21 protein-coding genes and 2 pseudogenes are annotated in these 26,533 nt (G+C 67.2%); 14 read left to right on the top strand and 9 right to left on the bottom strand.

The window, feature by feature from the left end:
- Positions 1-28: 28 nt before the first annotated feature.
- Positions 29-1,786: an oleate hydratase gene (locus tag D8M39_RS00305; protein ID WP_055082454.1), complete on the top strand. Its 1,758-nt coding sequence runs from the start codon at positions 29-31 to the stop codon at positions 1,784-1,786.
- Positions 1,787-1,829: 43 nt separating this feature from the next.
- On the opposite strand, the gene D8M39_RS00300 is transcribed toward D8M39_RS00305, so the two are convergent.
- Positions 1,830-2,252 (bottom strand): MarR family winged helix-turn-helix transcriptional regulator, encoded by a 423-nt coding sequence (locus tag D8M39_RS00300; RefSeq protein ID WP_126874143.1) that lies wholly within the window; start codon positions 2,250-2,252, stop codon positions 1,830-1,832.
- Between the two features lie 228 nt (positions 2,253-2,480).
- On the opposite strand from D8M39_RS00300, the pseudogene D8M39_RS00295 reads away from it, so the two are divergent.
- A pseudogene (locus D8M39_RS00295) lies at positions 2,481-3,809 on the top strand (amino acid permease).
- Positions 3,810-3,954: 145 nt separating this feature from the next.
- A complete protein-coding gene (locus D8M39_RS00290; protein ID WP_126874142.1) occupies positions 3,955-5,280 on the top strand; it encodes a deoxyribodipyrimidine photo-lyase in 1,326 nt (441 codons plus the stop codon).
- 112 nt (positions 5,281-5,392) lie between these two features.
- On the opposite strand, the gene D8M39_RS00285 is transcribed toward D8M39_RS00290, so the two are convergent.
- From D8M39_RS00285 to D8M39_RS00260, 6 genes are all read right to left on the bottom strand, one after another.
- Positions 5,393-6,076 carry a GNAT family N-acetyltransferase gene (locus D8M39_RS00285; RefSeq protein ID WP_126874141.1) on the bottom strand — a complete coding sequence of 228 codons (684 nt, stop codon included), beginning with the start codon at positions 6,074-6,076 and terminating at the stop codon, positions 5,393-5,395.
- An 11-nt stretch (positions 6,077-6,087) separates the two neighbouring features.
- On the bottom strand, positions 6,088-6,663 hold the full coding sequence (locus tag D8M39_RS00280) for a PIN domain-containing protein (protein WP_126874140.1): 576 nt from the start codon (positions 6,661-6,663) through the stop codon (positions 6,088-6,090).
- Between the two features lie 81 nt (positions 6,664-6,744).
- On the bottom strand, positions 6,745-7,176 hold the full coding sequence (locus D8M39_RS00275; RefSeq protein WP_126874139.1) for a helix-turn-helix domain-containing protein: 432 nt from the start codon (positions 7,174-7,176) through the stop codon (positions 6,745-6,747).
- A gap of 83 nt (positions 7,177-7,259) precedes the next feature.
- The gene (locus D8M39_RS00270; protein WP_126874138.1) at positions 7,260-8,882 is read right to left on the bottom strand and encodes an AMP-binding protein; all 1,623 of its coding nucleotides are present in this window, start codon (positions 8,880-8,882) and stop codon (positions 7,260-7,262) included.
- A gap of 90 nt (positions 8,883-8,972) precedes the next feature.
- Positions 8,973-10,142, bottom strand: a complete 1,170-nt coding sequence (locus D8M39_RS00265) for an acyl-CoA dehydrogenase family protein (RefSeq protein WP_126874137.1) — start codon at positions 10,140-10,142, stop codon at positions 8,973-8,975.
- Positions 10,139-10,747, bottom strand: a complete 609-nt coding sequence (locus D8M39_RS00260) for a TetR/AcrR family transcriptional regulator (protein ID WP_126874136.1) — start codon at positions 10,745-10,747, stop codon at positions 10,139-10,141. Before D8M39_RS00260 ends, D8M39_RS00265 begins: the two co-directional genes overlap by 4 nt.
- Positions 10,748-10,880: 133 nt before the next feature.
- Here D8M39_RS00260 and D8M39_RS00255 point away from each other — a divergent pair, with 133 nt between their 5' ends.
- The 10 genes from D8M39_RS00255 to D8M39_RS00210 all read left to right on the top strand — a co-directional run bounded on the left by D8M39_RS00255 (position 10,881) and on the right by D8M39_RS00210 (position 23,163).
- Complete coding sequence (locus D8M39_RS00255; protein WP_194074922.1) at positions 10,881-12,488, top strand: carboxyl transferase domain-containing protein; 1,608 nt, start codon at positions 10,881-10,883, stop codon at positions 12,486-12,488.
- Between the two features lie 11 nt (positions 12,489-12,499).
- Positions 12,500-14,572, top strand: a complete 2,073-nt coding sequence (locus tag D8M39_RS00250) for a biotin carboxylase N-terminal domain-containing protein (RefSeq protein WP_126874134.1) — start codon at positions 12,500-12,502, stop codon at positions 14,570-14,572.
- A 137-nt stretch (positions 14,573-14,709) separates the two neighbouring features.
- Positions 14,710-15,873: an acyl-CoA dehydrogenase family protein gene (locus D8M39_RS00245; RefSeq protein ID WP_110920188.1), complete on the top strand. Its 1,164-nt coding sequence runs from the start codon at positions 14,710-14,712 to the stop codon at positions 15,871-15,873.
- A gap of 79 nt (positions 15,874-15,952) precedes the next feature.
- Entirely contained in the window at positions 15,953-16,576 is a 624-nt protein-coding gene (locus tag D8M39_RS00240) for a MaoC family dehydratase (protein WP_238693877.1), read from the top strand.
- A complete protein-coding gene (locus D8M39_RS00235) occupies positions 16,573-17,421 on the top strand; it encodes a CoA ester lyase (RefSeq protein WP_126874133.1) in 849 nt (282 codons plus the stop codon). Before D8M39_RS00240 ends, D8M39_RS00235 begins: the two co-directional genes overlap by 4 nt.
- Complete coding sequence (locus tag D8M39_RS00230; protein WP_110920179.1) at positions 17,418-18,224, top strand: electron transfer flavoprotein subunit beta/FixA family protein; 807 nt, start codon at positions 17,418-17,420, stop codon at positions 18,222-18,224. Before D8M39_RS00235 ends, D8M39_RS00230 begins: the two co-directional genes overlap by 4 nt.
- Before the next feature lie 161 nt (positions 18,225-18,385).
- On the top strand, positions 18,386-19,330 hold the full coding sequence (locus tag D8M39_RS00225) for an electron transfer flavoprotein subunit alpha/FixB family protein (protein ID WP_126874132.1): 945 nt from the start codon (positions 18,386-18,388) through the stop codon (positions 19,328-19,330).
- A gap of 464 nt (positions 19,331-19,794) precedes the next feature.
- Entirely contained in the window at positions 19,795-20,049 is a 255-nt protein-coding gene (locus D8M39_RS00220; protein WP_126874131.1) for a hypothetical protein, read from the top strand.
- 1,026 nt (positions 20,050-21,075) lie between these two features.
- Positions 21,076-22,320: a type II toxin-antitoxin system RelB/DinJ family antitoxin gene (locus tag D8M39_RS00215; RefSeq protein ID WP_126874130.1), complete on the top strand. Its 1,245-nt coding sequence runs from the start codon at positions 21,076-21,078 to the stop codon at positions 22,318-22,320.
- On the top strand, positions 22,321-23,163 hold the full coding sequence (locus tag D8M39_RS00210; RefSeq protein ID WP_121031201.1) for a DNA adenine methylase: 843 nt from the start codon (positions 22,321-22,323) through the stop codon (positions 23,161-23,163).
- Here D8M39_RS00210 and D8M39_RS00205 read toward each other — a convergent pair.
- Positions 23,146-24,459, bottom strand: a complete 1,314-nt coding sequence (locus tag D8M39_RS00205) for a phospholipase D family protein (RefSeq protein ID WP_121031203.1) — start codon at positions 24,457-24,459, stop codon at positions 23,146-23,148. The genes D8M39_RS00210 and D8M39_RS00205 overlap by 18 nt on opposite strands.
- A 201-nt stretch (positions 24,460-24,660) precedes the next feature.
- Here D8M39_RS00205 and D8M39_RS00200 point away from each other — a divergent pair.
- Positions 24,661-25,499: pseudogene (locus tag D8M39_RS00200) on the top strand (IS5/IS1182 family transposase).
- Positions 25,500-25,574: 75 nt separating this feature from the next.
- On the opposite strand, the gene D8M39_RS00195 reads toward D8M39_RS00200, so the two are convergent.
- A complete protein-coding gene (locus tag D8M39_RS00195) occupies positions 25,575-26,489 on the bottom strand; it encodes a sulfite exporter TauE/SafE family protein (RefSeq protein WP_126874129.1) in 915 nt (304 codons plus the stop codon).
- Positions 26,490-26,533 lie beyond the last annotated feature (44 nt).

Below are 26,533 nucleotides of genomic sequence, written 5' to 3'. Positions count from 1 at the left end.
GCGTCCCAGGAGACGAAGGAGGAACGTCATGCAGCACACAGCAGGAAACTACGAGGCCTTCGTGAAAGCACGGCCGGCAGAGCACGCGCAAGACACCCGCGCCTGGATCGTGGGGTCCGGGCTCGCGGGGCTCGCCGCCGCCGTGTTCCTGGTCCGTGACGGCGGTGTTCCCGGCGAGAACGTCACGGTGGTGGAGAAGGGCCACCTGCCCGGCGGGGCCCTGGACGGCCTGGACGTCCCCGAGAAGGGCTTCGTGATCCGCGGCGGACGCGAGCTGGAGAACCACATGGAGTGCCTGTGGGACATGATGCGCTCCGTTCCCTCCCTGGAGATCGAGGGCGCGTCCGTGCTGGACGAGTTCGCGTGGCTCAACCGGGACGACCCCAACTACTCCCTGCGCCGCGCCACGGTGAAGCGCGGGCAGGACGCCGGGCACGAGGGGAAGTTCGACCTCCCGCAGCGCGCCCAGAAGGACCTGCTGCACGTCTTTCTGGCCACCCGTGAGGAGATGGAGGGCAAGCGCATCCAGGACGTGATGAGCAAGGAGTTCCTGGCCTCCCCGTTCTGGATGTACTGGCGCACCATGTTCGCGTTCGAGGAGTGGCACTCAGCGCTGGAGTTCAAGCTCTACCTGCACCGCTTCGTGCACCACATCGGCGGTCTGCCGGACTTCTCCGCGCTGAAGTTCTCCAAGTACAACCAGTACGAGTCCTTCGTGCTGCCCCTGATCAAGTACCTGACGGAGAAGGGTGTGACGTTCCAGTACGACACGGACGTCCGCGACATCGACTTCTCCCACCGCAACGGCGAGATCCGTGCCACCGCGATCCACTGGACGCGCGAGGGCGCCGAGGAGACCCAGGAGCTCGGTGAGCACGACCTCGTGTTCACCACCATCGGCTCCCTGGTGGACAACTCGAACGACGGCGACCACGCCACCCCCGCGAAGCTGGACCGCGGACCCGCCTCCGCGTGGGACCTGTGGAAGCGCATTGCCGCCAAGGACCCCTCGTTCGGGCGTCCCGAGGTGTTCTGCTCCTCGATCGACGAGACCAAGTGGGAGTCCGCCACCGTCACCACCCTGGACGAGCGGATCCCGGAGTACATCCGCAAGATCGCGCAGCGGGACCCGTTCAGCGGCCGCGTGGTCACCGGCGGCATCGTCACCGCCGAGGACTCCTCGTGGCTGCTCAGCTGGACGGTCAACCGGCAGCCGCACTTCAAGAAGCAGCCCAAGGACCAGATCGTGGTGTGGGTCTACTCGCTGTTCGTGGACACCCCGGGCGACTTCGTGAAGAAGTCCATGTCCGAGTGCACCGGCGAGGAGATCACCCAGGAGTGGCTGTACCACATGGGTGTGCCCGTGGAGGAGATCCCGGAGCTCGCGGCCACCGGCGCCAAGACGGTGCCCGTGATGATGCCGTACGTGACCAGCTTCTTCATGCCCCGTCACGCCGGCGACCGCCCGCAGGTGGTTCCCGAGGGCGCCAAGAACTTCGCGTTCCTGGGCCAGTTCGCGGAGACCGGCCGGGACTGCATCTTCACCACCGAGTACTCGGTGCGCACCGGCATGGAGGCTGTGTACGAGCTGCTGGACCTGGACCGCGGCGTGCCCGAGACCTGGGGCAGCACCTACGACGTCCGCGTGCTGCTGGATGCGTTGACGCGGCTGCGTGACGGTGAGAAGGTCCGGATCCCGGGCCCGGAGCCGCTGCGCAAGCGGCTGCGCCGTCGCCTGGAGGACGGCGAGATCGGCGAGCTGCTGGAGGAGTACGGCGTGATGTGAGCCCGATGACCGGTGTGGCCGCGCGGGCGCGGCGCAGGAGGTGTCAGAGCATGCGGCACAGCTTCTGCGCCAGCCCGTGCAGGGCCAGCCGGTCCCGGACGCTCATGTCCAGACTGTCCAGCAGGTTCTCCTGCATTCCGGCCGCGTCCTCCTCGAGGGCGCGGCCGGTGTCCGTGAGGGACACGATCACGGAGCGCTCGTCCTGCTCGGAGCGTCGGCGGGTCACAAAACCGGCGTTCTCCATGCGGCGCAACAGGGGGGAGAGAGTGCCGCTGTCCAGGATCAGCGCCTCCCCCAGCTGGTTCACGGTGCGCTCGTCCTGCTCCCACAGCACCAGGAGCACAAGGTACTGGGGGTAGGTGAGCCCCATCTTCGACAGGGGTTCCCGGTACGCGCTGGTGACCTTGCGGGAGGCCGAGTACAGCGCGAAGCACAGCTGCGTGTCCAGGCGGAGGTCGGGAGTCATGCACACATGCTACGGGGCGCACTGCGTGCAGGGGACATGCGACAGCACATCGTGCGGCGTGCCACGCAATTGCCCGCCACCCTTCGCCGAGTCGCGGCGGCAGCGGCGGCGAGGGCCGCGTGAACTGGGTCAACGCAAACTTGTTGAACAATCCGGGGGAGTCGCGTATAGCTATGACCCGGCTCACAGGGTGTCCGCATCCTCTTGCTCTTCCCTTTCCCCGACAGCATGGAGACCCCGGTGGCGGAACACGACCACGACCCCACGACCGCCCGCACCGGGGGGTCGTCCACGGCCACGGCGACTCCCGCGCCGGCCCCGGCTTCGGACCACGCGAACCGCCGGTTCGAGACCAACTGGGCCATCTCACTCTTCGGCACCGCGGTGGGCGCGGGTGTGCTCTTCCTGCCCATCAACGCGGGCCTCGGTGGACTGTAGCCGCTGCTGGTCGTGACCGTCCTGATCGGGCCCATGACGTACCTGTCCCACCGGGCGCTCTCCCGCTTCGTGTGCGCCTCCCCGGTGCCCGGCGAGGACATCACCGGCGTGGCCCGCAAGGCCTTCGGCGAGGGTCTGGGCCGCGTGATCACCGTGGTGTACTTCCTGGCCATCTACCCGATCGTGCTGATCTACGGCGTGGGCATCACCAACACCGTGGACAGCCTCCTGGTCAACCAGTTCCACCTGGCGTCCCCGCCGCGCTGGTTGCTCTCCGGACTGCTCGTGGCCGCCATGATGGCCGTGATGCTCGCGGGCCAGCGGATCATGCTGATCATCACGCAGTGGCTGGTCTACCCGTTGATCCTGATCCTGCTGGGCGTGACGCTTTACCTGATCCCCAGCTGGGACCTCAGCGTCTTCCAGGGCGCGCACGCCCCGGGCGACTTCCTGATGTCCGTGTGGATGATCATCCCGGTGCTGGTGTTCGCGTTCAACCACTCGCCCGCCATCTCCCAGTTCTCCGTCGCCATGAAGCACGAGTACGGGGACCGCGCGAGCGAGCGTGCCTCCGTGGTGCTCAAGCGCAGCACCGTGCTGCTGGTCATCTTCACCATGGGCTTCGTGTGGTCCTGCGTCCTGGCACTGGGCCCCACCGGGCTGCAGGCCGCCAAGGACCAGAACCTGCCCGTGCTGTCCTACCTGGCCAACGAGCACGGCAGCCCGTTCATCACCTACCTGGGCCCCGCCGTGGCGCTCGCCGCCATCGCCTCCTCCTTCTTCGGGCACTACATGGGTGCCGCGGAGGGCGCCGTGGGCATCGTCCGCTCCACCGTGGACCCCCGGGGCACGAAGATCAGCGACAAGGCCCTGAAGACCGCGGTGGCCGTGTTCATCTTCATCACCACGTGGCTCGTGGCCATTGCGAACCCCAGCATCCTCTCGCTCATCGAGTCCCTCGCCGGGCCGGTGATCGCCGTGATCCTCTACCTGATGCCCATGTACGCCATCCGCAAGCTGCCCGCGCTGGAGCCCTACCGCGGCAAGATCTCGAACGTGTTCGTCACGGTGGCCGGTCTGGTGGCCGTGAGCGGCATCATCTACGGGCTGGTCTCCTGACACCGGGCGACGACGCCGCACGGACCGGGCCCCCGACTGTCGTGGCCACCCGTTCGGCTGTGTAGATTGGCCGTGACAGAGTCGCGACCCCGCCGCTGTGCGGCGGGGTCGTGGTGTTTCCCAGGACACCGGGCGAGGAGACCAGATGACCACCGTGGTGCTGTTCCGCGACGACCTCCGGGTGGAGGACCACCCCGCCCTGCACGAGGCCGCTTCCCATGGCGAGCCCGTGGTGTGCCTCTACGTCCTGGACGAGGAGTCGGAGGGCGTGCGCCCACTCGGCGGGGCCGCCAAGTGGTGGCTGCACCACTCCCTGACCTCCCTGGCCGCGGACCTCTCCGATCTGGGGGTGCCCCTCACCCTGCGGCGGGGGCCGGCAGGGGATGTGGTGCCCGACGTCGTGCGGGAGACCGGTGCGGAACGGCTGCTGTGGAACCGGCGCTACGGCGGCCCGGAACGTGCAGTGGACGCGGGGCTCAAGGAGTGGGCCGGGGACAACGGCGTGGCGGCCCACTCGTATGCCGGGTCGATCATGTTCGAGCCGTGGACCGTCACCACCCAGAACGGGGACCCGTACCGGGTGTTCACCCCGTTCTGGCGGGCGTGCACCAGTGGGCCGCCGCCCCGGGAGCCGTACCCGGCACCGTCGTCCGTGCTGCCCGCCGATCCCGCACCCGCGTCCGATGCCTTGGCGGACTGGGGGCTGCTGCCCACCCACCCGGACTGGTCCGGGGGCCTGGCCCGCACGTGGACCGTGGGCGAGCGGGCCGCGCACGAGCGGCTGGACGAGTTCCTGGACGAACGGCTGCCCCGCTACGCCGAGGACCGGGACCTGCCCGCGAAGCCCGCCACGTCCCGGCTCTCGCCCCACCTGCGCTGGGGTGAGATCAGCCCATACACCGTGTGGCACACCGCGTTGCACCGTGCCGAGAATCCCGGGAAGTTCCTCACGGAGCTCGGGTGGCGCGAGTTCTCCACGTACAACCTCTACATCCACCCGGACATGGCGACCAGGAACATCAACCCCAAGTTCGACGCCTTCCCCTGGCCGCCGCTGGACGAGGACGTGCTCGCCGCGTGGCACAAGGGGCGCACCGGCATCCCGCTGGTGGACGCCGGGATGCACGAGCTGTGGGAGACCGGGACCATGCAGAACCGGGTGCGCATGGTGACGGCGTCCCTGTTGTCCAAGAACCTGCTGATCGACTGGCGGCTGGGCGAGCAGTGGTTCTGGGACACCCTCGTGGACGCGGATCCGGGCAGCAACCCGCACAACTGGCAGTGGGTGGCCGGCTGCGGCACCGATGCCGCCCCCTACTTCAGGATCTTCAACGCGGAGACGCAGCAGAAGAAGTTCGACCCGGACTTCGAGTACGTGGACCGCTGGAACGGACGGCAGGAGGGCGTGGAGCCCATCGTGGACCTCAAGGAGTCCCGGGCGCACGCGCTAGAGCTGTTCAAGAGCCTCTGAGGAGCGGCCGCCGGGCCGCACGTGCGGGGGGAAAGAGATTCGAGGACTGGCTGGGTTGACGCGCGGGCCCCGGTGCCGCGACCGGTCGCCCGCTACCTGACACCATCTGGCGTCAGCCGCGCGCGATGCCGAGGAAGCGGCGCAGGGCCTCCGTGCCCTCGCAGGTCACCGGAGTCTCGGGGCGCACGTACGTCTGCGGCGTGACGACGACGCGCTGCTCCACCATGCCGACGGGCCCGTCCTTCGTGTGCTGCACGCGGCGCGCCCGGCCGTTGTCCACGTACCCGGTCTTGCGGCTCACCGCGGCAGAGGCGTGGTTGCCCACCACGTACTCGGAGTGGCAGGCCACGGCGTCGAGCTCGTCGAACGCGAAACCCACCGCGAGCTGACGCATGAGCGTCCCGAGCCCCCGGCCCTGGTGCGCCCGCCCGAGCCACGAGCCCGAGGAGACCGAGCGGGTGAGCGGGAAGTCCTCGGCCATGAGGTCCTGCACCCCCACGAGCTCACCGTGATGCCGCATCGCCAGCGCGAGATTCCAGCGATTCGGTGCGAACGTGGTCCGCTGCGTCCACCACCAGGACAGTGAGGTGGTGGGGAACCCGTCGGGCGTCCCGGGGGCGAAGGGTTCCTCGTGCCAGGCGCGCAGGAACGGCATGGGGAGACCCACAACCGAGATGCCGCCCTGGACCAGGTCCACGAGCTCCGGGAAGTCCTCGTCCCGCAGCACGCGCAGCTCCAGGTCCCCGCACGTGATGCGAAGCCCGAAGGGCGGGAAGATCTCCTCAAGCGTCAGCATGTCCACTCCTCTCATGGCATACGGGCGATCTGGGAGAGCGTCCATCGCACTCTCCTCGCGAACTGGGGGCAACCGGCACTGGCGAGCGCCTCGTCCAGCTGCACATGGTTTGCCCTGGCACCCCAGTAGCTCACCTGCTCGCGCACAATGGGAATCAGACAGGCGGGGTGCGAATCCGCCACGAGCACGAAGAAGTCGTCGGGGTGCACGATGTCGTAGGGCTCGGCGTCAGGTTCCATCGTGATGTCTTGGGGCGCGTTGCAGGTGAGGACCACGTCGGCCCGGCCGTGCACTGCTCCTGCGTGAACGTGGTAGTCGTGGGGATCCGCGCCCGTGAAGTGGAGATCGGAAGGAAAGTCTCCCAGGACCTCGTCCATGTTGTCGCGTATCAGCTGCGCGCGGCGGGCAGTCCTGCGACCCGGGGCGGTGGGGTACTTCTTGCGCATGTTCGCGATGACTTCGGCGAAGACGTCTTCCGTGCTGTGGAGCTGGAACATCGTCGGGTTGTTCAGATGAAGCAGGAAGAGCCAGTCCATGAGGGTCTTGCTGAAGAGGACATTGGCATCCACGAAGACCCGTTGCGTCATGGGCTCAGAATAGGCATGGTGCGAGGGGCGTCTCCGGTGAGTGACGCGGGCACCCCTCGTTCTGTCCGAAGCCGCGTGCCGCTAATCTGCGGAGAATTCGAACTCGTTCTCAGCATCCAGCTCCCGCAGCTCCTGGAACGCGGCACGCCGTGCCAGTTCGCGCTGCTGGCGCAGCTGGAGCACATCAGCCCGCCGGAACCGCGCATGGGATCCGACCTTGAACGATTCGATCCGCCCCTCCCGGGCCCAGCGCAGGAGTGTGGGGCGGGAGACGCCCAGGAGATCGGCGGCCACGGTGCTCGTCAACTCCTCGGGCGTCTGGGCGATGTTCACCGAACCGTGCTCCGCGATGGCGGACAGTGCGTGGAGAAGGGTTCTCTGAACCTCCACCGGGAGTGCCACGTCGTTGCCTACGGCATCGCGAAGGACCAGGCTCGCGCCGTGCTCTGCCGGAGCCTGCGCCTCCCGCACGGTCTGGGCTGAGATGTTGATCCGTTCGGCGGTGGTTGTCATGACGTGCTCCTGGAACGCGGTAGTCACCGTTCGTGCAGTTACACAGTAACGTATTTTCACTTATAAATGAACTACAGGTGCTCTCACCCCTCCAGGTCAAGGATCTTCAGCGCCTCCTCCCGCATCTCCACTTTCCGGACCTTGCCGGTGACGGTCATGGGGAACTCCTCCACCACGTGCACGTAGCGCGGGATCTTGTGGCGGGAGATCTTCCCGTCCGCGAACTCCAGGATGGCCTCCGGGGTCAGGGCGGGAGCGCCGTCGCGCAGCCGGAGCCACACCATGAGCTCTTCGCCGTACTTCTCGCTGGGCACACCGATCACCTGGGCGTCGATGACGTCCGGGTGAGTGTAGAGGAACTCCTCCACCTCGCGCGGGTAGATGTTCTCGCCGCCGCGGATCACCATGTCCTTGATGCGCCCGGTGATCTGCGCGTAGCCGTCCTGGTCCATCACGGCGATGTCCCCGGTGTGCAGCCAGCCCTCGGGATCGATGGCCTCGCGGGTCTTCTCCTCCTGGCCCCAGTAGCCCTTCATCACCGAGTAGCCGCGGGTGCAGAACTCGCCGGCCTGTCCGCGCGGCACGGTCTCGCCCGTGGAGGGGTCCACGATCTTGACCTCCACGTGCGGGTGCACCCGGCCCACGGTGCCCACGCGGCGGTCCAGGGAGTCGTCGGAGCGGGTCTGGAAGCTCACGGGGGAGGTCTCGGTCATGCCGTAGCAGATGGCCACCTCGCTCATGTGCATCTCGGAGATGACCTTGCGCATGACCTCCATGGGGCACGGGGACCCCGCCATCACACCGGTGCGCAGCGTGGAGAGGTCGTGGTCCCCGAAGTCCGGCAGCTCCAGCTCCGCGATGAACATGGTGGGCACCCCGTACAGGCTCGTCGCCTTCTCCTGGGCGACGGCGCGCAGCGCGCCCCGCGGGTCGAAGCCCGGCCCGGAGAGGATGATCGCGCAGCCGTGGGACGTGGCCGCGAGGTTCCCGATCACCATGCCGAAGCAGTGGTACAGCGGCGGGACCACCACGATCCGGTCCTCCGCCGTGTAGTGCAGCAGCTCCCCGATGAAGTACCCGTTGTTGAGGATGTTCCGGTGGCTGAGCGTGGCCCCCTTGGGGCGCCCGGTGGTGCCGGAGGTGTACTGGATGTTCACGGCGTCGTCGGCGTGCAGACCCGCGGCGATCGAGGCGAGCCGGGCGTCGTCGGGCTCTGCGAACAGCGCGTCCCACTCGGGGCTGCCCATGAGGACCACGTTCTTCAGCTCGGGTGCGCTGGGTTGGGCGGCCTTCAGCATCCCCGCGTAGTCGCTGCTCTTGAACGCGGGGCTGCTGATCACCGTGGAGATCCCGGCCTGGGCGAGCGCGAAGTCCACCTCGTGCTGGCGGTAGGACGGGTTGATGTTCACCAGGATCGCGCCGATCTCCGCCGCCGCGTACTGCGTGAGCACCCACTCCCACGAGTTCGGACCCCAGATGCCCACCCGGTCACCCGTGCGCACGCCCAGCCGGTCCAGCCCCGTGGCCAGGGACTGCACGTCGTGCAGGAACTCGCGGTAGGTCCAGCGCCTGCCGGCCGCCACGTCCACAAGCGCCTCGTGGTCCGGGAAGCGCTCGGCGGTCTCGTGCAGGTTCTCGCCGATGGTCTGCTCCAGCAGGGGCTGGTCGGTGGGCCCGGCGGCGTAGGACAGGGCGGGATCGGTCATCGGGTGTCTCCTTGATCGGGCGGCCGGGGAGGATCAACGCTGATCACCCCTGGGCGGGTGTCTCGAGGTGGGTGATGGGGCGCGGCGGGCTCAGTGCGCGGATGCGATGTGGTGACCCACGGTGGCCTTGAGGATCTCGTCCGTGCCGCCGAAGATCGTGAGCAGGCGCACCGCGGTGTACGCCTGGGCCACGGAGGACTCCAGGATGTAGCCGAAGCCGCCGTGCAGCTGCAGGCAGCGGTCCACCAGGTCCTTCACGGTGCCGGTGGCCTGCAGCTTCACCTTCGACGCCGCCACCAGGTCCAGCTCCCCGCGGTTGAACCGCTCCACGCAGTGCGCCACGTACGCCTGGGACGCCTCCAGCTGCGCGCTCAGCTCCGCGAGCTCGAACTGGGTGTTCTGGAAGTCCAGGACGCGCTCGCCGAACACGTTGCGGGTGGAGACGAACTCCGCGGTCTCCGCGAGCACGCCCTCGGCAATGGCCATGGCGGCCACGGCCACGCCCAGTCGGCCCTGCGGCAGCTGCGCGGTGATCTGCTCCAGCCCCTTGCCCTCCTCGCCCACGAGGTTCTCGGCGGGCACGCGGACGTCGTCGAAGAACAGCTCGGCGGTGTCCGAGGCCTGAAGCCCCATCTTGTCCAGCTGCTTGCCCGTGGTGTAGCCCTCGTGGTCCTTCTTCTCCACCAGGAAGAGGCTGAAGCTGTCCCGGTTCCCGCGCGGGGAGGTGCCGCCGTCCGTGCGGGCCAGGACCAGGGCGGCGTCGCCCGAGATGCCGTTGCCGATGAACGTCTTCTGACCGTTGAGAACGTACTCGTCGCCGGCGCGCACGGCCTTGCTGCGCACCCCGCGCAGGTCGGAGCCCGCGCCGGGTTCGGTCCAGGCCACGCTCGTGACCATCTCCCCGCCGAGGATCGCGGGCAGCCAGCGCTGCTTCTGCTCGTCCGTGCCGTACGCGAGCAGGTGGGGCAGCACCCAGTCGTCCTGCAGGTGGAACGCGAGTCCCAGGGCCAGGTGGCCCGCGCGCACGAACTCCTCGTCCAGCACCGCCCGGAAGCGGTAGTCGGTGAGGCCCATGCCCTCGAAGTCCTCGGGCACCGCGAGGCCCAGCAGACCGGCCTCCGCGGCCTGGTTCCAGATGCCACGGTCCATCATGTGCTCGGCATGCCACTGCGCGTAGTGCGGGGCCACCTCCCGCTCGTTGAACTCGCGCGCCACCGAGCGGAACTCCTCGTGCGCTTCGTCGTAGAAACCGTCGATCATGGGGTCGCCTTTCGTGAGGGTGGGATGTCCAGCGCCAGCCGGGCCATCTCCTTGAGCACCGCACTGACCTGCTCGTCCGGGCTCGCGGTGCGTGCCCGCGAGTACGCGGTGGAGTTGATCAGGCCGATCACCGCGAAGGCCCGGGTGGTGTGGTCCTGCAGGGGTCGTTCCGGCTGCAGCGTGCGCAGCACCTCGCGCCACTCGGCCAGGTAGCGCCGCTGGACGTCACGCACGCGGTGGCGGGTCCGCTGCTCGAGCGATCCGAAGTCCCGCTCGTGCACCCGGATCAGCGCGGAGTCCGCCAGCGCGAAGTCAACGTGGAACGAGATCAGCTCCGCGAGGGCCTCCGGGGTGTCCCCGTACCGTTCGCGGATCGCGCGGCCGCCGGAGAGCAGCCGCGTGGAGACCCCCTCGAGCAGCTCCGCCAGGATCTCCTGCTTGCTCTCGAAGTGCCGGTACACCCCGGGCCCGGAGATCCCCGCCCGCTCCCCGATGCTTTGGAGGGACACGGCCTGGTAGCCGTGGCGCGCGAAGAGTTCCGCGGCGGCGTCGAGAATCCGACGACGTCGCTCGCTCTTGGCTTGCTCGCGGGGCGTCCCTGCCACGAACCCTCCTTGGTGTCCCGCCCGCGCCCGGGCCCCGGGGCGGCCGTGGGGTGGGGCGTGGACAACGGTGATGCGCATCACTATAGTCCATCCTAGTTATCGAGCATTAACTGAAATTGGCCGAAGGGACGACATGGCTTTCCTCACGAGCGCGCTCGACCGCGATGCCGCCGCGTTCCGCAGCAACGGCGAGACCAACGCCCGGCTGCGGGACGAGCTGCGTGAGCGCACCGCGAAGGCGGCCCTGGGCGGTCCCGCGAAGAGCCGTGAACGCCACCGCTCCCGCGGCAAGCTGCTGCCCCGCGAGCGCGTGGCGCGGCTGCTGGACGAGGGCTCCCCGTTTCTGGAGATCGGCGCCCTGGCCGCGGAGGACATGTACGACGGCGCGTGCCCGGCCGCCGGGGTCATCGCCGGGATCGGCATGGTCCGGGGGCGCCTCGTGGTGGTGGTGTGCAACGACGCCACCGTCAAGGGCGGCGCGTACTACCCCATGACCGTCAAGAAGCACCTGCGGGCCCAGGAGATCGCGGCGGAGAACCGGCTGCCGTGCGTGTACCTGGTGGACTCCGGCGGGGCGTTCCTGCCGATGCAGGACGACGTGTTCCCGGACCGCGAGCACTTCGGGCGGATCTTCTACAACCAGGCGAACCTCTCCGCCCGGGGCATCCCGCAGATCTCCGCCGTGCTCGGTTCGTGCACCGCCGGTGGCGCCTACGTGCCCGCGATGAGCGACGAGACCGTGATCGTGCGCAACCAGGGCACCATCTTCCTGGGCGGCCCGCCGCTGGTGAAGGCGGCCATCGGGGAGGAGGTGACCCCGGAGGAGCTGGGCGGCGGTGAGCTGCACACCCTCACCTCCGGTGTGACCGACCACCTCGCGGAGAACGACGAGCACGCCCTGGAGATCGTCCGGGACGTCGTGGGCACCCTGCCCGAGCAGAAGACCGTGGCGTGGGACGTGATCGCCGCCCGTGAGCCGGACCTAGACGTCTCGGACCTGGCCGGCATCATCCCCGCGGACGTCAACGGCTCCTACGACGTGCGGGAGGTCATCGGGCGGATCGTGGACGGCAGCGAGTTCCACGAGTTCAAGAGGGACTACGGCACCACGCTGGTCACGGGTTTCGCGCACCTCGACGGGCACCCCGTGGGGATCGTGGCGAACAACGGCATCCTCTTCTCCGAGGCCGCGCTGAAGGGCGCACACTTCATCGAGCTGTGCGACCAGCGCGGTGTGCCCCTGGTCTTCCTGCAGAACATCACGGGCTTCATGGTGGGCCGGGACGCCGAGGCCGGGGGCATCGCCAAGAACGGCGCCAAGATGGTCACCTCGGTGGCCTCCACCCGGGTCCCCAAGTTCACGGTGGTGGTGGGCGGGTCCTTCGGCGCCGGCAACTACTCGATGTGCGGGCGCGCGTACTCCCCGCGGTTCCTGTTCATGTGGGCCAACGCCCGGATCTCCGTGATGGGTGGCCCGCAGGCGGCGTCCGTGCTGTCCACGGTCAAGAAGGACCAGCTGGCGGCGCGCGGGGAGCAGATGGCCCCGGAGGAGCAGGAGCGCTTCGAGGCGCCCATCCGCGAGCAGTTCGAGTCCCAGGGCAACCCGTACTACTCCACGGCCCGGCTGTGGGACGACGGTGTGATCGCCCCCGAGGACACCCGCCGCGTGCTGGCCATGGCCCTGTCCGCGGCCTCCCTGCAACCCCTTCCCGACCCGGGCTTCGGCCTCTTCCGGATGTAGGAGCCCCGACCATGTTCTCCACCGTGCTCGTCGCCAACCGAGGCGAGATCGCCGTGCGCGTGATGCGCACCCTGCGTGCCATGGGCATCCGCTCCGTGGCCGTCCACTCCGATGCCGACGCCGGGGCCCGCCACGTGCAGGAGGCGGACGTGGCCGTGCGCATCGGTCCCGCTCCCGCCGCGGAGAGCTACCTGGACATCGACGCCGTCCTGTCCGCCGCGCGTGAGACGGGTGCGGAGGCCATCCACCCCGGTTACGGTTTCCTGGCCGAGAACGTGGCCTTCGCCCGCGCGTGCACCGCCGCGGGCATCGCGTTCATCGGTCCCCGGGAGCGCGCCCTGGAGATCATGGGGGACAAGATCGCCTCCAAGCTGCAGGTCGCGGACCACGGCGTCCCCCTGGTGCAGGGCGTCTCGGAACCCGGGCTCAGCGACGAGCAGCTCGTGGCGGCCGCGGCGGACATGCCGTTCCCCGTGCTCATCAAGCCCTCCGCCGGTGGCGGCGGCAAGGGCATGCACGTGGTCGAGCGGTATGAGGACCTCGCCGAGGCCCTGCCCGCCGCACGCCGCGTGGCCAGGCAGAGCTTCGGGGACGACACCCTGCTGATCGAGCAGCTCGTGGCCACCCCGCGCCACATCGAGGTGCAGGTCCTCGCGGACACCCACGGCCACGTGATCCACCTGGGGGAGCGGGAGTGCTCGCTGCAGCGCCGCCACCAGAAGGTGATCGAGGAGGCGCCGTCCGCCCTGCTGGACGCCGCCACGCGCGAGCGCATCGGCGAGGCCGCCGTGGCCGCCGCGAAGGCCGTGGACTACGTGGGCGCGGGCACCGTGGAGTTCCTGGTCTCGGACCGGGACCCGGACACCTTCTACTTCATGGAGATGAACACCCGCCTGCAGGTGGAGCACCCCGTGACCGAGCTGGTCACGGGCGTGGACCTCGTGGAGTGGCAGGTGCGGATCGCGGACGGTGAGCACCTCACGCTCACCCAGGAGGACGTTCGCCTGGACGGCCACGCCGTGGAGGCGCGTGTCTACGCCGAGAACCCCGAGCGGGGCTTCCTGCCCACCGAGGGCACCGTGGTGGCGCTGCGGGACCCCACCGGCCCGGGCGTGCGTGTGGACTCCGGCATCATGACGGGTCAGCGCGTGGGCCTGGACTACGACCCCATGCTCGCCAAGGTCATCGCCCACGGCCCGGACCGCCGCACCGCGCTGCAGCGGCTCGGCGCGGCCCTGGAGGACACCGTGATCCTGAGTGTGGGCACCAACGTGGAGTACCTGCACATGCTGCTCACGGACGAGGACGTGGTGGCCGGGCGCATGGACACCGGCCTGATCGAGCGCAAGCTGCCGGAGCTGCAGTTCTCCCGGCCGGACGCCTACCTGGAGGCGCTCGCCGCCCACGTGGGTCTCAGCACCCAGGACGACGACGCCGCCCGCGCGCGTTCCCTGCCGGGCGCCCACCACGGTGCGGGGAGCGGCACGGATCCCGTGGTCCCCGCCGGGGTCGAGGGGAACGGGCCGGTCAATGGGAGCCCCGCCGCTGACTTCGCCGGCCACCGGGACCGGCTGGCGGCGCGCCGCATCGGCGGCACCGCGTGGCGCGCGGACGGCTTCTCCGCCACCACCGCCCTGCCCGGTCCGGCGCCGTTCGAGGCGGATGCGGCGCGCAACGTCGTGACCGCCGTAGGAGCCGGGAACCCGGACACCGCCGAGGGGCGCACGGTGCACGTGAGCGAGGGTGCGGCGTCGTTCGAGATCCCCGTGCGGACCCGCACCGGGGCCGTGCAGGCGCAGCTGGCGCGGATCGAGCGCGAGGTGCACGCGGGCGGACCGGAACTGCGCTCACCCATGCCGGGCACCGTGGTCGCGGTGCTGGCCGAGACCGGCGAGCACGTGGCGGAGGGCCGCACCGTGGTCTCCGTGGAGGCCATGAAGATGGAGCACCCGATCACCGCCACCCTGCCCGGGACCGTGACGGTCCTGGTGTGCGTGGGGGACCGCGTGAAGGTGGACCAGGTGGTCGCCACGATCGAGACTGACACCCCCGAGAACGCGGACGGAGCGGCCCCCGCCGGATAGCCCGCGGCGCCGGGCACGCCCGCACGGCGCGACGGACCGGCCCCCGCGGCCGCCACCACGACGAGACAGCAGACCCCACCGGCCGAGCACCCCTCGACCGCCCACACGGAGGAACAGCCATGAGTGAGAACACCGAACTGAACACGTTCGAACTGTCCGAGGAGTACCAGGCGCTCTCTGACGCCGTGCGCGAGTTCGCGGACGAGGAGATCGCCCCGGTCTCCGCGAAGCACGACGAGGAGCACTCGTTCCCGTACGAGATCCAGTCCCAGATGGCGGAGATGGGCCTGTTCGGGCTGCCCTTCCCGGAGGAGTACGGCGGACAGGGCGGTGACTACTTCGCGCTGTGCCTGGCCCTGGAGCAGATCGCCCGCGTGGACCAGTCCGTGGCCATCACCCTGGAGGCCGGCGTGTCCCTGGGTGCCATGCCCGTGTACCTCTTCGGCACCGAGGAGCAGAAGCAGCAGTGGCTGCCGCAGCTCGCGAGCGGCCAGGCGCTCGCCGGGTTCGGGCTCACCGAGCCGGAGGCCGGGTCCGACGCCGGCGGCACCCGCACCCGCGCGGAGCTCAAGGACGGCAACTGGGTGATCAACGGCGGCAAGGAGTTCATCACCAACTCCGGCACGGACATCACCACGCTCGTGACCGTCACCGCGGTCACGGGCACCACCACCACGTCGGACGGCCGGGAGAAGAAGGAGATCTCCACCATCCTGGTCCCCACGGACACCCCGGGCTTCACCGCGCAGAAGGCGTACAACAAGGTGGGCTGGAACGCCTCCGACACCCATCCCCTCACGTTCGAGGACGTCACCGTCCCGGAGGCCAACCTGCTGGGTCAGCAGGGCCGCGGCTACGCGAACTTCCTGCGCATCCTGGACGAGGGCCGCATCGCGATCGCCGCGCTGTCCACGGGTGCCGCGCAGGGCTGCTTGGAGGAGGCCATCCGCTACGCCACCGAGCGCGAGCAGTTCGGCCGCTCGATCGGCAAGAACCAGGCGATCGCGTTCAAGATCGCCCGGATGCGCGCCCGCGTGCACCAGGCCCGCCTGGCCTACTACGACGCCGCGTCCCGCATGCTCAAGGGCAAGCCGTTCAAGACGGAGGCCGCGATCGCCAAGCTCGTGGCCGGTGAAGCCGCGATGGACAACGCCCGGGACGCCACCCAGGTGTTCGGCGGCTACGGCTTCATCAACGAGTTCCGCGTGGCCCGCCACTACCGCGACTCCAAGATCCTGGAGGTGGGCGAGGGCACCACGGAGGTCCAGCTCATGCTGATCGCCCGCGAGCTGGGTCTGTGACCGGGGCTCCGGGCACCACGTCACCCGAGCACGACTGAACGCGCCGCCCCCTCCGGGGCGCACCGGCAAGGAGAACCGCATGGCCAAGGTCATCGAGCAGCGCGGGCTGTACTTCGACGAGTTCGAGGTGGGCGCCGTCTACAAGCACGCCCCCGGGCGCACCGTCACGGAGGCGGACAATGTCCTGTTCACCACCCTCACCATGAACACGCAGTCCCTGCACCTGGACGCCGCGTGGAGCGAGCGCCAGGAGTTCGGGGAGCGGCTGGTGAACTCCATGATGACGCTGTCGATCATCGTGGGCGCGTCCGTCGCGCAGCTCACGCAGGGCACGATCGTGGCGAACCTGGGCTTCGAGGAGGTCGCGTTCCCGCACCCCATGCACCACGGGGACACCCTCTACAGCGAGTCCGAGATCCTGGACGCGCGCCCCTCCAGGTCCCGGCCGGGCCAGGGCATCATCAGGGTCAAGCACGTGGGCCGCAACCAGGACGGCACCGTGGTGGCCACGTGCGTGCGTTCGGTGCTGATGCAGGGCGCTCCCGCGGGCGCCGGTCACCACGACGCCGCCGGGCAGGCTCCCCAGGGCGGGTCATCCGAGCCCGCGGGGACCTCCGGGGCCGGGCTTCCCGGTCGGCAGGCGCCGACCAACGCCGCGGCCCCCTCGCCGGTCGCGGACCCGACAGGGAAGGACCAGTCATGACGACCCCCACGTTCACGATGGGCCCGGCCATCCTCTTCTGCCCTGCGGACCGCCCCGAGCGCTTCGCCAAGGCGGCCGAGCGGGCGGACGCGGTGATCCTCGACCTCGAGGACGCCGTGGCCCCGGACGCCAAGCCCGCCGCGCGGGAGAACGTGCGCGCCGCGGACCTCGATCCCGCCACCGCGGTGGTGCGCGTCAACGACGCCGCCTCGGAGTTCTTCGAGGCCGACCTCACCGCCCTGCAGGGCACCCCGTTCACCACCGTGATGCTCGCGAAGGTGGAGTCCGCCGAGCAGGTCCGCCGGGTCACGGACGCCCTGCCGGGCGTGCGGGTCATCGCGCTGTGCGAGACGGCCGCCGGGATCGTGGCGGCGCCGGAGATCGCGGCGGCGAGCGGCGTCGTCGCCCTGATGTGGGGCGCGGAGGACCTGGTGGCGTCCCTGGGCGGGCGCTCCAGCCGCCGCCCGAACGGCTCCTACCGGGACGTGGCCGTGGCCGCGCGCGCCGCGGTGCTGCTGGCCGCGGGCGCGCACGGGAAGGCCGCGATCGACGCCGTGCACGTGGACATCGCGGACACCGAGGGTCTCGCCGCGGAGGCGGAGGACGCCGCGGGGAGCGGGTTCGCCGCCACCGCGTGCATCCACCCGGGCCAGGTGGCCGTGATCCGGGAGGCCTACCTGCCGACCGCCGAGGACGTGGACCACGCACGCCGCCTGCTCGAGGCCGCGAAGGGCGCCCCCGGCGTCTTCCGCTTCGAGGGCCACATGATCGACGGGCCGCTGCTGCGCCACGCGGAGCGCACGCTGGCCCGAGCACCCCGGACCGAGACGAGGGAGACCCCATGAGCGTGAACATCGTGGTGCCGGTGAAGTACGTGCCGGACGCACAGAAGCAGCGGCAGTTCCGGGAGGACCTGACCGTGGACCGCTCGGACGCGATCCTGTCCGAGCTGGACGAGTACCCCCTGGAGGCCGCGCTCGCCCTGCGCGAGGCCGCCCCGGAGGCGGAGGTCACCATCGTGGCCGTCACCGTGGGGCCGGACGAGGCCGCGGGCGCGGTGAAGAAGGCCCTGCAGATGGGTGCGGACGCCGCCTTCCACGTGAACGACGCCGCCCTGGCGGGCTCCGACGCGCTCGGCACCTCCGCGGTGCTCGCCGCCGCGATCCAGCACGTGGGCGAGGAGCACGGCGGCGTGGATCTGGTGCTCACGGGCCTGGCGTCCACGGACGGCGAGATGTCCGTGGTGCCCGCGATGCTCGCGGAGCGCCTGGACTTCGCGCTCGTGTCGCGGGCGGGGACCGTGGAGTGGGGCGAGGACCACAACGGTCTGGCCCTGACCCGCGCGACCGCGGACGCCACCCAGACCGTGGCGGTGTCCTTCCCCGCGGTGGTCTCCGTGACGGACCAGGCGAACGAGCCGCGCTACCCCAACTTCAAGGCGATCATGGCGGCCAAGAAGAAGCCGTCCGCGGTGCTCTCCCTCGCGGAGATCGGGGTGGACCCCACCGCCGTGGGGCGCGACGCCGCGGCCGCGTCCGTGCAGTCCGCCACCGCTCGGCCCCCGCGCGCGGCCGGGACGAAGGTGCAGGACGAGGGCGAGGCCGGGGTCCAGCTCGCGGCCTACCTGGCGGAGCAGCGCCTGCTTTGATCCCAGCGGGGCCCGGGGATGACGACCGCCCCACGGTCCCGGTTCCTGGACTGGCCCGCTCAGCTGGCGTCCTGCTCCCTTCTCGGCGCGTGGGGGCACCGCGTTCCCGCTGCGCCCCCACGAACTGTCTCCTTCTTCCACTCCGTTCGAGAGGAAACACCATGAACGTCCTCGTAGACCTCGGCCAGACCGGCCGGCTCCGCTCCCCGGACCGCGAGGTCCTCACGCTTGCGCGCACTCTCGCCGCGGGTGGCGCGGTCACCGCCCTCACGCACGCGCCCCGCGCGGAGGACGTCGCCGCGGAGCTCGGCGGCTACGGCGTGAGCATCCTGTACGCCCCGGAGGGCGAGGCGACCGACCTGTCCCTCACGGACACCGCCCTGCTCGACGCCGCGCTGGGGGAGTCCGGCGCCACGCTGGTGCTCGGTCCCAACGACGCCGAGACCACCGACGCGTTCGCGCGGCTGGCCGTGCGCCACTCGGCGGCCGTCATCACGGACGCCGTGGGCATGGCCGCCGACCGCACCGTGACCAAGTCCGTGCTCGCGGGCGGGTACACCACCACCGCAGCGCCCACCACGGACCTGGCGTTCGTCACGCTCGCCCCCAACTCGGTGCAGGCGGAGGAGCCGGAGGAGGGCCCGGCGCCCGAGGTGAAGCCGCTGTCGGCCTCCGTCTCCGGCGCGGCGGCCACGGTGACGGGCACGCGGGAGGCGCCGGCGTCGTCGCGCCCGAAGCTCACGGAGGCCCGGGTGGTCGTGGTGGGCGGACGCGGCGTTGGCGAGAACTTCTCCCTGGTGGAGGAGCTGGCGGACGAGCTGGGTGCCGCGGTGGGTGCGTCGCGCGCGGTCGTGGACGCCGGCTGGGCGGAGCACTCCGCGCAGGTGGGGCAGACGGGCGTGACCGTGTCCCCGCAGCTGTACCTGTGCGCGGGTGTCTCCGGCGCCATCCAGCACCGGGCGGGCATGCAGACCTCGCAGACCATCGTGGCGATCAACAAGGACGAGAACGCCCAGATCTTCGACATCGCCGACTACGGCGTGGTGGGGGACCTCAACAAGGTGATCCCGCAGCTGATCGAGGCGTTGCGGGAACGCAGGGGATAGATGGGCGAGCGCGTGGCCCAGTCGTCCTGGCCACTGGTGAAGGAGGTCGGCATGGAGGCCGTTGCAACGGTCTGGCCGATCAGATGGGTGGCATGCGATGGCGCGCGGTAACCCGGTCGCAGCGGAACTGGTGCCTCCAGCCCTGGCCGGGGTGGACCTGGCGCACTACAGGTTGCTGCTGCCGCTGCGCCACGAGGAGCGCGACGTCTACAGGCCGTGGTCTGCCTTCTTTCCCGGCGGGATGGATGCACGCGATCAGCTGCGGAGCAGTGACCTGGAGGACCTCCGGCACCGCGCACTGGAGGCAGGGCAGGACATGACCGGCTGGGACACCTGCCGAGGTGCTGTGTCCGGAGACTTCGTGCACACCCTCCGGGAGGCCCTGGGGGGTTGTGCCCCCTCAGGCCACGTGGACACTGGCCCGTTGGCGGGGCTATCGGCACGACCAGGCGGATGCGACACGGGTGACCCTGAGGGGTCTGGACTGCGCTCAGCAGGTCCTGGACCTTGACGGCGCGATGACCAGCATTGCTGAGCTGGGAATGCCGGATTTCATGTGGTCCTCCACCCGGCAGTTCGGATGGGGTGCGCCGCTGTATCCGGACTGGGGCGTTCTCACCGTGGCGGCGGATGACTTCGTCCGGCACCTAGCCCCCCGGGGCTTCGAGACCTTCTCCGTCCCTCGTGATGCTGTCCTCCCGGACAACCTGGGGGACTAATTGCCGAAGCGTTGCTTGTAGTCCATAGGAAGTTTGGCAGGGGTGCCCGGACGAGAAAAGTCCTTCCCTGGCCTCTAGCCAGTGCCCCAGGATGGTCTATATGTGTCCTTTGCCCCTAGAACGCGCCCCGCAGATCCGTGGCGCCCGTCCCCAGGACGCCGCCGCCCTGGCCACACGCGGTAGCACCCCTCGGACTGCGCACGGGCTGCGCAGCGGTTGCCGGAGCATGCACCGGCGCTGCTCGTCACCGAAGTCACCTGTTCCGACGCCTCTTGGGTCATGGGATGGACCGGCGTCAGCCGACGCCTGTTGCAGGCGATGGTCCACGCGGTCGAGATTAGACGACGACGGGCACCTGTACAGCATGGTGAACTCCCGCAATGCGCTGTCGCTCGAGCTGCACCGGCCCTTCGGCTTAGAAATTGTCAAATCCAGGCGGTGCTACGCCAGTATCAAGTTCCACGGCGGGACGGGCGTCCTATTCGTACCACCCGGGTATCTCTAAAGGGAGGGGCTTAGTGATTTGCGGACGGCATTCCCAGTAAAATTCTCGTGCCGCTGAGAGTATGAACGACGTGGAGAGGGTTCGTAGATGCGCGCAGTCGAAAGCTGCATAGTTAGTCAGAGGCCGTCACTCGCCCATTAGCCTTCCACAGGTCAAGAACCATGTAGCGCAGAATCCTTTGGACCCAACCCTGTGCCCTCGTTGCACGGGTATTCAAACTGGAACTCGCGCTGCGGGAAGAGCCTGCTCACTGCGCGCAGGTGAACCGCATGGAGATGCGGGCATGGCGAGCCCGCCGAAGGCTTGCCTAACCTGGATCACACATGGCCGCACCCGCCGGGGTCGGGACAGCTACACCCCAGGAACGCGCATCGACACCCTGCACACGCTTCACTACAGGCATCGAGGCTCCCGCGTCGCTTCGGGTCGAAGCACTTCCTCCCAACAGCTACCGGAAACGCTTAAGCCCCATTTGGTCCATGACATACAATGTGCTATATTGTATGTCATGAGGGCGACACATGGCTGATAGCGTTACAACCACAATTCGAATTGACACAGAAATCAAGCAGCAGGCGACTGACCTGTTTGATGAGCTTGGGATCACCATGTCCGCAGCCATCACGAGTTTCTTGAAAGCCGCCATTCGAGAACAAGGGATGCCCTTCGAGTTGAAAATTGCAACAGATAAAACTTCGGGCGATACCGCAAACTCGGCCCTGAATAGCGCCTTCATCGCCCGCAAAGACGAATTCTACACGGACTATGGAGACATCGAAGCAGAGGTCAGCAACTACCCTGATGCATTCGAGGGCAAAGTAGTTTTGTGCAACTGTGACGACCCATTCGAGTCTGCGTTCTTTCGATTTTTCGCCCAAAACTTTAATAACCTAGGCCTCGCAAAGCTAATTTCGACATCCTATGCTGAGTCAGCCATGGCCGGTACCGAGTACCCTCTTACGACGCCGCACCGCGCCTACAAAGCAATCGTAACCGCCGTTCCGGAGGAGCCGTTATTGTTGCCCGACGGATCGCTTGACGTGGAAAACCTCTTCACCGATAACGGTAACAGTCTAAACCAATTATTGGGTGACGGTGACTTTCGCTCTACTGAATGCTTTGAACTGCTCGAGCAAGCCGACATTGTGGTCACTAATCCACCGTTCAGTCTATTTCGAGACTATATGCGATGCCTGGTTGCCAAGAACAAGCAGTTCCTCGTCCTGGGAAATATGAACGCGGCAACAACCCGCGACATATTCCCGTTGTTCCGTGACGGGAAGGCATGGTACGGACCATCGATCCGTTCTGGTGACCGCAAATTTTACGTCCCCGACTCCTATCCCCTTCACGCTGCGGGTTGCGGCGTGGACCAAAACGGCAGAAAATTTATTCGCGTCAAGGGTGTCCGTTGGTTCACAAACTTAGATCATGAGGCGCTTCACGCAGGCCTGGAACTCACGCACACCTACAGCCCAGAAACAAATCCCGTGTACGACAATTATGACGCTATAGAAGTTCCCCGAACGAAGCACATTCCGATGGACTACGGTGGAATCATGGGAGTCCCCATCACCTTTCTAGATAGTTACAGCCCTGACCAATTCGACATCCTTATGTTGGCTAACGGCAACGCCAGGACCAACACGAGTGAGAGAGTGCTGGGCGAGGCCCGCTACTCACGCCACCCAGATGACCGTGGCGGTGTCGCAATGCTGAATGGACGGCGCTCCTATGCGCGCATCCTCATTAGGAAGCGAAAGTAAATGAGTGCGAGTAAGCTGCGAGTAGCATGCGCGTATCAGGGTGGAAAGCAGCGAGTCGCTGAACAGATTGCTCGGTCACTGATCGCGGCAAGCCCAAGCCGGGACGCGACGTTCTACGACCTATGTTGTGGGTCGGGCGCTATCTCCATTGAGCTAGTCAACCAGGGCGTTAGACCATCACAGATCGTCATGCTGGACCTCAGCCCCTGGGCTGCGTTTTGGCAAGCCATCGGGAACAGCACCTTCAATATGGATGTGTTCGTGAGCATACTCGACGCGATTCCCGACGATAAGCGCGCCGTCAAAGCGCACATGGCGCGCATTGCTGCCGAACCAGTTGGCCAATATGAAGCGGAAACCTACCCGGTGCTCCAATCATGCTCTTTCGGCGGGAAGCAAATTTGGCAGCACAACGGGATGTGGGAGAACGCGTTCTTTCGAGACTACTGGGTTCCCACCGCCACTAGCGTGCGCCGCAGTCCCGCTAACCCAATGCAGCCTTCCGTACAAGAACTCCGCAGGCGCATTGAAGCCCTGGCCTCCGGGATGCAAGGACTCACTTGTTTGCGGGCCGACATTGTTACGGTTCTTCAAATCGCGATTCCGAAGAACGCGGTGATCTATATCGATCCGCCTTATGCTCAGACAACAGGGTACGGCTACACATTCGAGGTCAAATCTGTCATTGAAGGAATTCGCGCGCGAAACTCGGTCCCGATCTTTGTGTCTGAGGGCCGCAAACTCGGTGAAAATGCGCGTCTACTAACCTTCGGTGGGGCAAAAGGCGGAATTAGCGGCGCGAAGACGGGCAAACATGAGGAGTGGCTAAATTATTTCCCTTGAGTTTTCCCCGCCCGCCGCTCGAGATTCTGGGGTCCAGATCACACCAACCGGCTTCGGGGGACGCAGCTGTCCAGTGTCAGCGTTTTTGCCATTCCACCCCAGCAGGTGCGATCGGTGTTGAATATTTAGCAATTCATGTGCAGGGTAAACGTCAATCTGGTAGTAGTGACTGTCCAATTTTGTAAATGCCATAATCTTCTCCTTCAAGCCACCATTGTTCTTAATGGCTTCCGTCAATTTACTCCCAGTTTCATCTTTGCCGTTCAGCTGTAGCCGCCACGAACCGTTTGGGCGCTTACCCTTGTTGGTGGCGTCTGGGAAAACAATGTTGCTCCCGTAGTAGTCCACTCCCTCATAATTAAGAATGGGATGTCGTACGAGGGACCTGGCAGATGGGTCCACCCCGAAGTACTCTACGAAGCCGATCATGTAGCCTTTCGACGTGCCTTCAAACGGTGTCCCCGATGCATCCATATTATTTTCCAGACGGCACTTCATGGATAGATCCACCTGGTTTCCCGATCCGCTCGTGATTGACCGCAGATAAATCCAAAAGACCGAGCCAATCGGAACACCAGCCTCAACATCTTCCTCTGTGCGCACGTCCACACATTGATCGCCAGATTCTTTCTGAATTTTCAGAGGTTTTTCGTAAGGTGAGGCAAGGGTTGGAATGCCCTTGCCGAATAGTGGTGCTCCTCGTTTTCGAGCGCCCGAACCTCTGTGGTGAGATTTCTGCTCCTCCCGAAGCGCCGTTTCGCTTTTAATGTACCCAGCCACCAAGAGCTCTTGTATGTCCTCTTCGCTTTCGAGGGCGCGGTACGAATCGTCCGCAGACCGAAGAGACGCTACGTACGAGTCGATATCCAGAGATATTGGCGCGGGCTCCTCCGAGCTGTGGGTAACAATAAGTGAGCTTTCTATGTTTGTCCAAAGACCGCCAGCGGTCAGGTTACTTGACCCCACGATTAGACTTGTGTCGCGCTGGCCGAGGAAACAATACATTTTTGGGTGAAATGTTTGATTACCCTCTGCATGAAAAACACTGAGTGAATCGCACTGCCGATATAGCTCTTTCAGGCCCTCATAAGAGGTCCCATCCAAGTCAATTCCACAGGTCACTTCGACTTGACCACCTCTAGCGCGGAAACTGTCGAGATAGGGCGCAAGGCGCTTAATCCCTGCCTCGCGAGCGAATGCCACCACAAATTTTGCTCTGTCGAAACGCTGGGAGTTTAGGAACGAAATGACCCGCTCCCCAACATGTCCGCTAATTGGCTGATGAATAAGTTCCATGAACACCACCTTATGCGCAAAGGGCAGGCAATATACCTGCTATTTACTCCAGAATTGGAAGCGTCGAACGTGTCGTACGGTCTTCACCACCTGACAAGCCTACTCAGCAACCCACCCGACGATCAGTAGTCTAGGGCGTGTCTGGCGAAATTTGGTCGCGGGGCCTGAAGCGGTCAGGGCGTGTCACGATTTTAGGCGCTATTGCCTGATCAGCGGTCGCTGATCGAGGAGTTGCTGCCCCGCCCGACAGGCAACCCGCGCCGTGAGTTCTCCGAGGCGTGCAGGATGGCCGGAGGCACTATGTGCCAATACCGCATGGGCATTGCCTAGCGCGACCTACCCAAGGTGTACGGGCTGCGGCCGATGGTTTGGACCTGTGATCGGCGCCCCGCCGTTGACTGCATCTGGGACCGCATTCACACCGAGCTGACTGCGGCTGACGTGGCCGGGTTGATCGACTGGTCGCTGCCGGGGGGCGCCAATTTGTACGCGCGTCAGCACGCGACGAACACCAGGCGTCTCGAAGGCGGCTGGAGCGAATTCTAAGAATTCTTGCATCGAGCCTTCCGAGCGTGCTGTTGCTCGCTCATGTGGCGGGTTGTCGTCGAAGACCCATCAGCTTGTCGAGACTTACGGAAGATCGCTTGTCACTTTGCTGACGCCCGGGCAGGCAGGCGATTCGCCGATGTTGATCCCATAGAGGAACGGATTACGGGTGTCCCGGCCCACTGGCCGCTCGCGCGCGTCCGGATGCCAGCAGGAGCGAAAGAGCCTACCCATCAAAAGCGATCCACGCGCACCTACGATCATGTGAAGTTGGGTCCGTCATCGCCGAACCCGACAACCAGAAATACCACCGCCGCCATTGCGGCTCACCCGTTGGCCGCCCGGTGAACGTTGACACCAATGACTGTAAGTGCCGCAACGTCATCGAGCGCAGCTACTGCCGCCTCAAGCGACGGCGCGCCATCGCATCCCGCTATGACAAGCATGCCCTGACCTGCGGCGCCGCCGTGGCCCCGCACTCCGCTATCACCTGAGCCAAGGCTTTGTCGGACATGCCCTAGCCGCACAGCGGTTCAGCGGGCTGTCCCAGCACAAGGCCGACGCCGCCCTCACACCTTTTCCGGCACCCGCACCTCCGTGCGCGCGGGTGCCATGCGGCGGTCCGCGATCTCCCGGCGGATCACCCACACCAGCGCGCCGGCCCACAGAACGGCGAGAGCCGCGAGGAGCAGGATGGGAGCGGCGTCGGGAAGAGCGGAGCGGACGGCGTCGACGTTCAGCAGCGTGCGCGCATTGGTGATGATGATGAGCCCGCCGGCGCCGATCGCCAGGATGCGCGGGGCGAGCAGGCGCACGAGCCACGCGGCGAGCGGTGCGGCCGCGACGCCGCCGATGAGCAGGGCGACCACCATCCCGTAGTTGATGTTCTGGCTGCCGAGCGCCAGCAGGAATCCCGCGGAGGCGCCCAGGCTGACCACGAACTCGGACGTGTCGATCGATCCGATGACCTTGCGGGGCGCGATTCTGCCGGACGCCAGCAGCGTGGGCGTGCCCACCGGGCCCCAGCCACCGCCTCCGATCGCGTCCATGAACCCGGCCACCGCGGCCAGGGGCACCAGGAACCCGGCGGGCACCCGGCCGCGGAACGAGGGGCGCCGCCCGCCGATGCTCAGGAACCGCCACACCACGTAGCACCCGAGCAGCAGGAGGATGGTGGACATGGCGGGCGCGGCGGCGTCGCCGGAGACGGTGAGCAGGTTGGCACCGAAGAATGCCGCGATCCCGCCGGGCACGGCCATGAAGCCGACCACGCGCCAGTCGATGTTGCCGAAGCGCCAGTGCGAGAACCCGGACGCGAGGGTGGTGCCCACCTCCGCGAGGTGCACGGTCGCGGACACGGACGCCGGTGTCAGCCCGGCGGCCAGCAGCAGGGTGGAGGAGGTCACGCCGTAGGCCATGCCCAGCGAGCCGTCCACGAGCTGCGCTCCGAAGCCCACGAGGGCCAGCACGATGAGTGTGCGCACGATGTCTCTCCCGGGTGGCTGGACGGTGTAACCGGTGAATCGCC

It is taken from the genome of Kocuria sp. HSID17590, from assembly GCF_003989485.1.
GTDB classification, from domain to species: Bacteria; Actinomycetota; Actinomycetes; order Actinomycetales; family Micrococcaceae; genus Kocuria; species Kocuria salsicia.
Note: the sequence above shows the minus strand (reverse complement) of the source record. Positions and strands in the feature narration are given on the sequence as shown.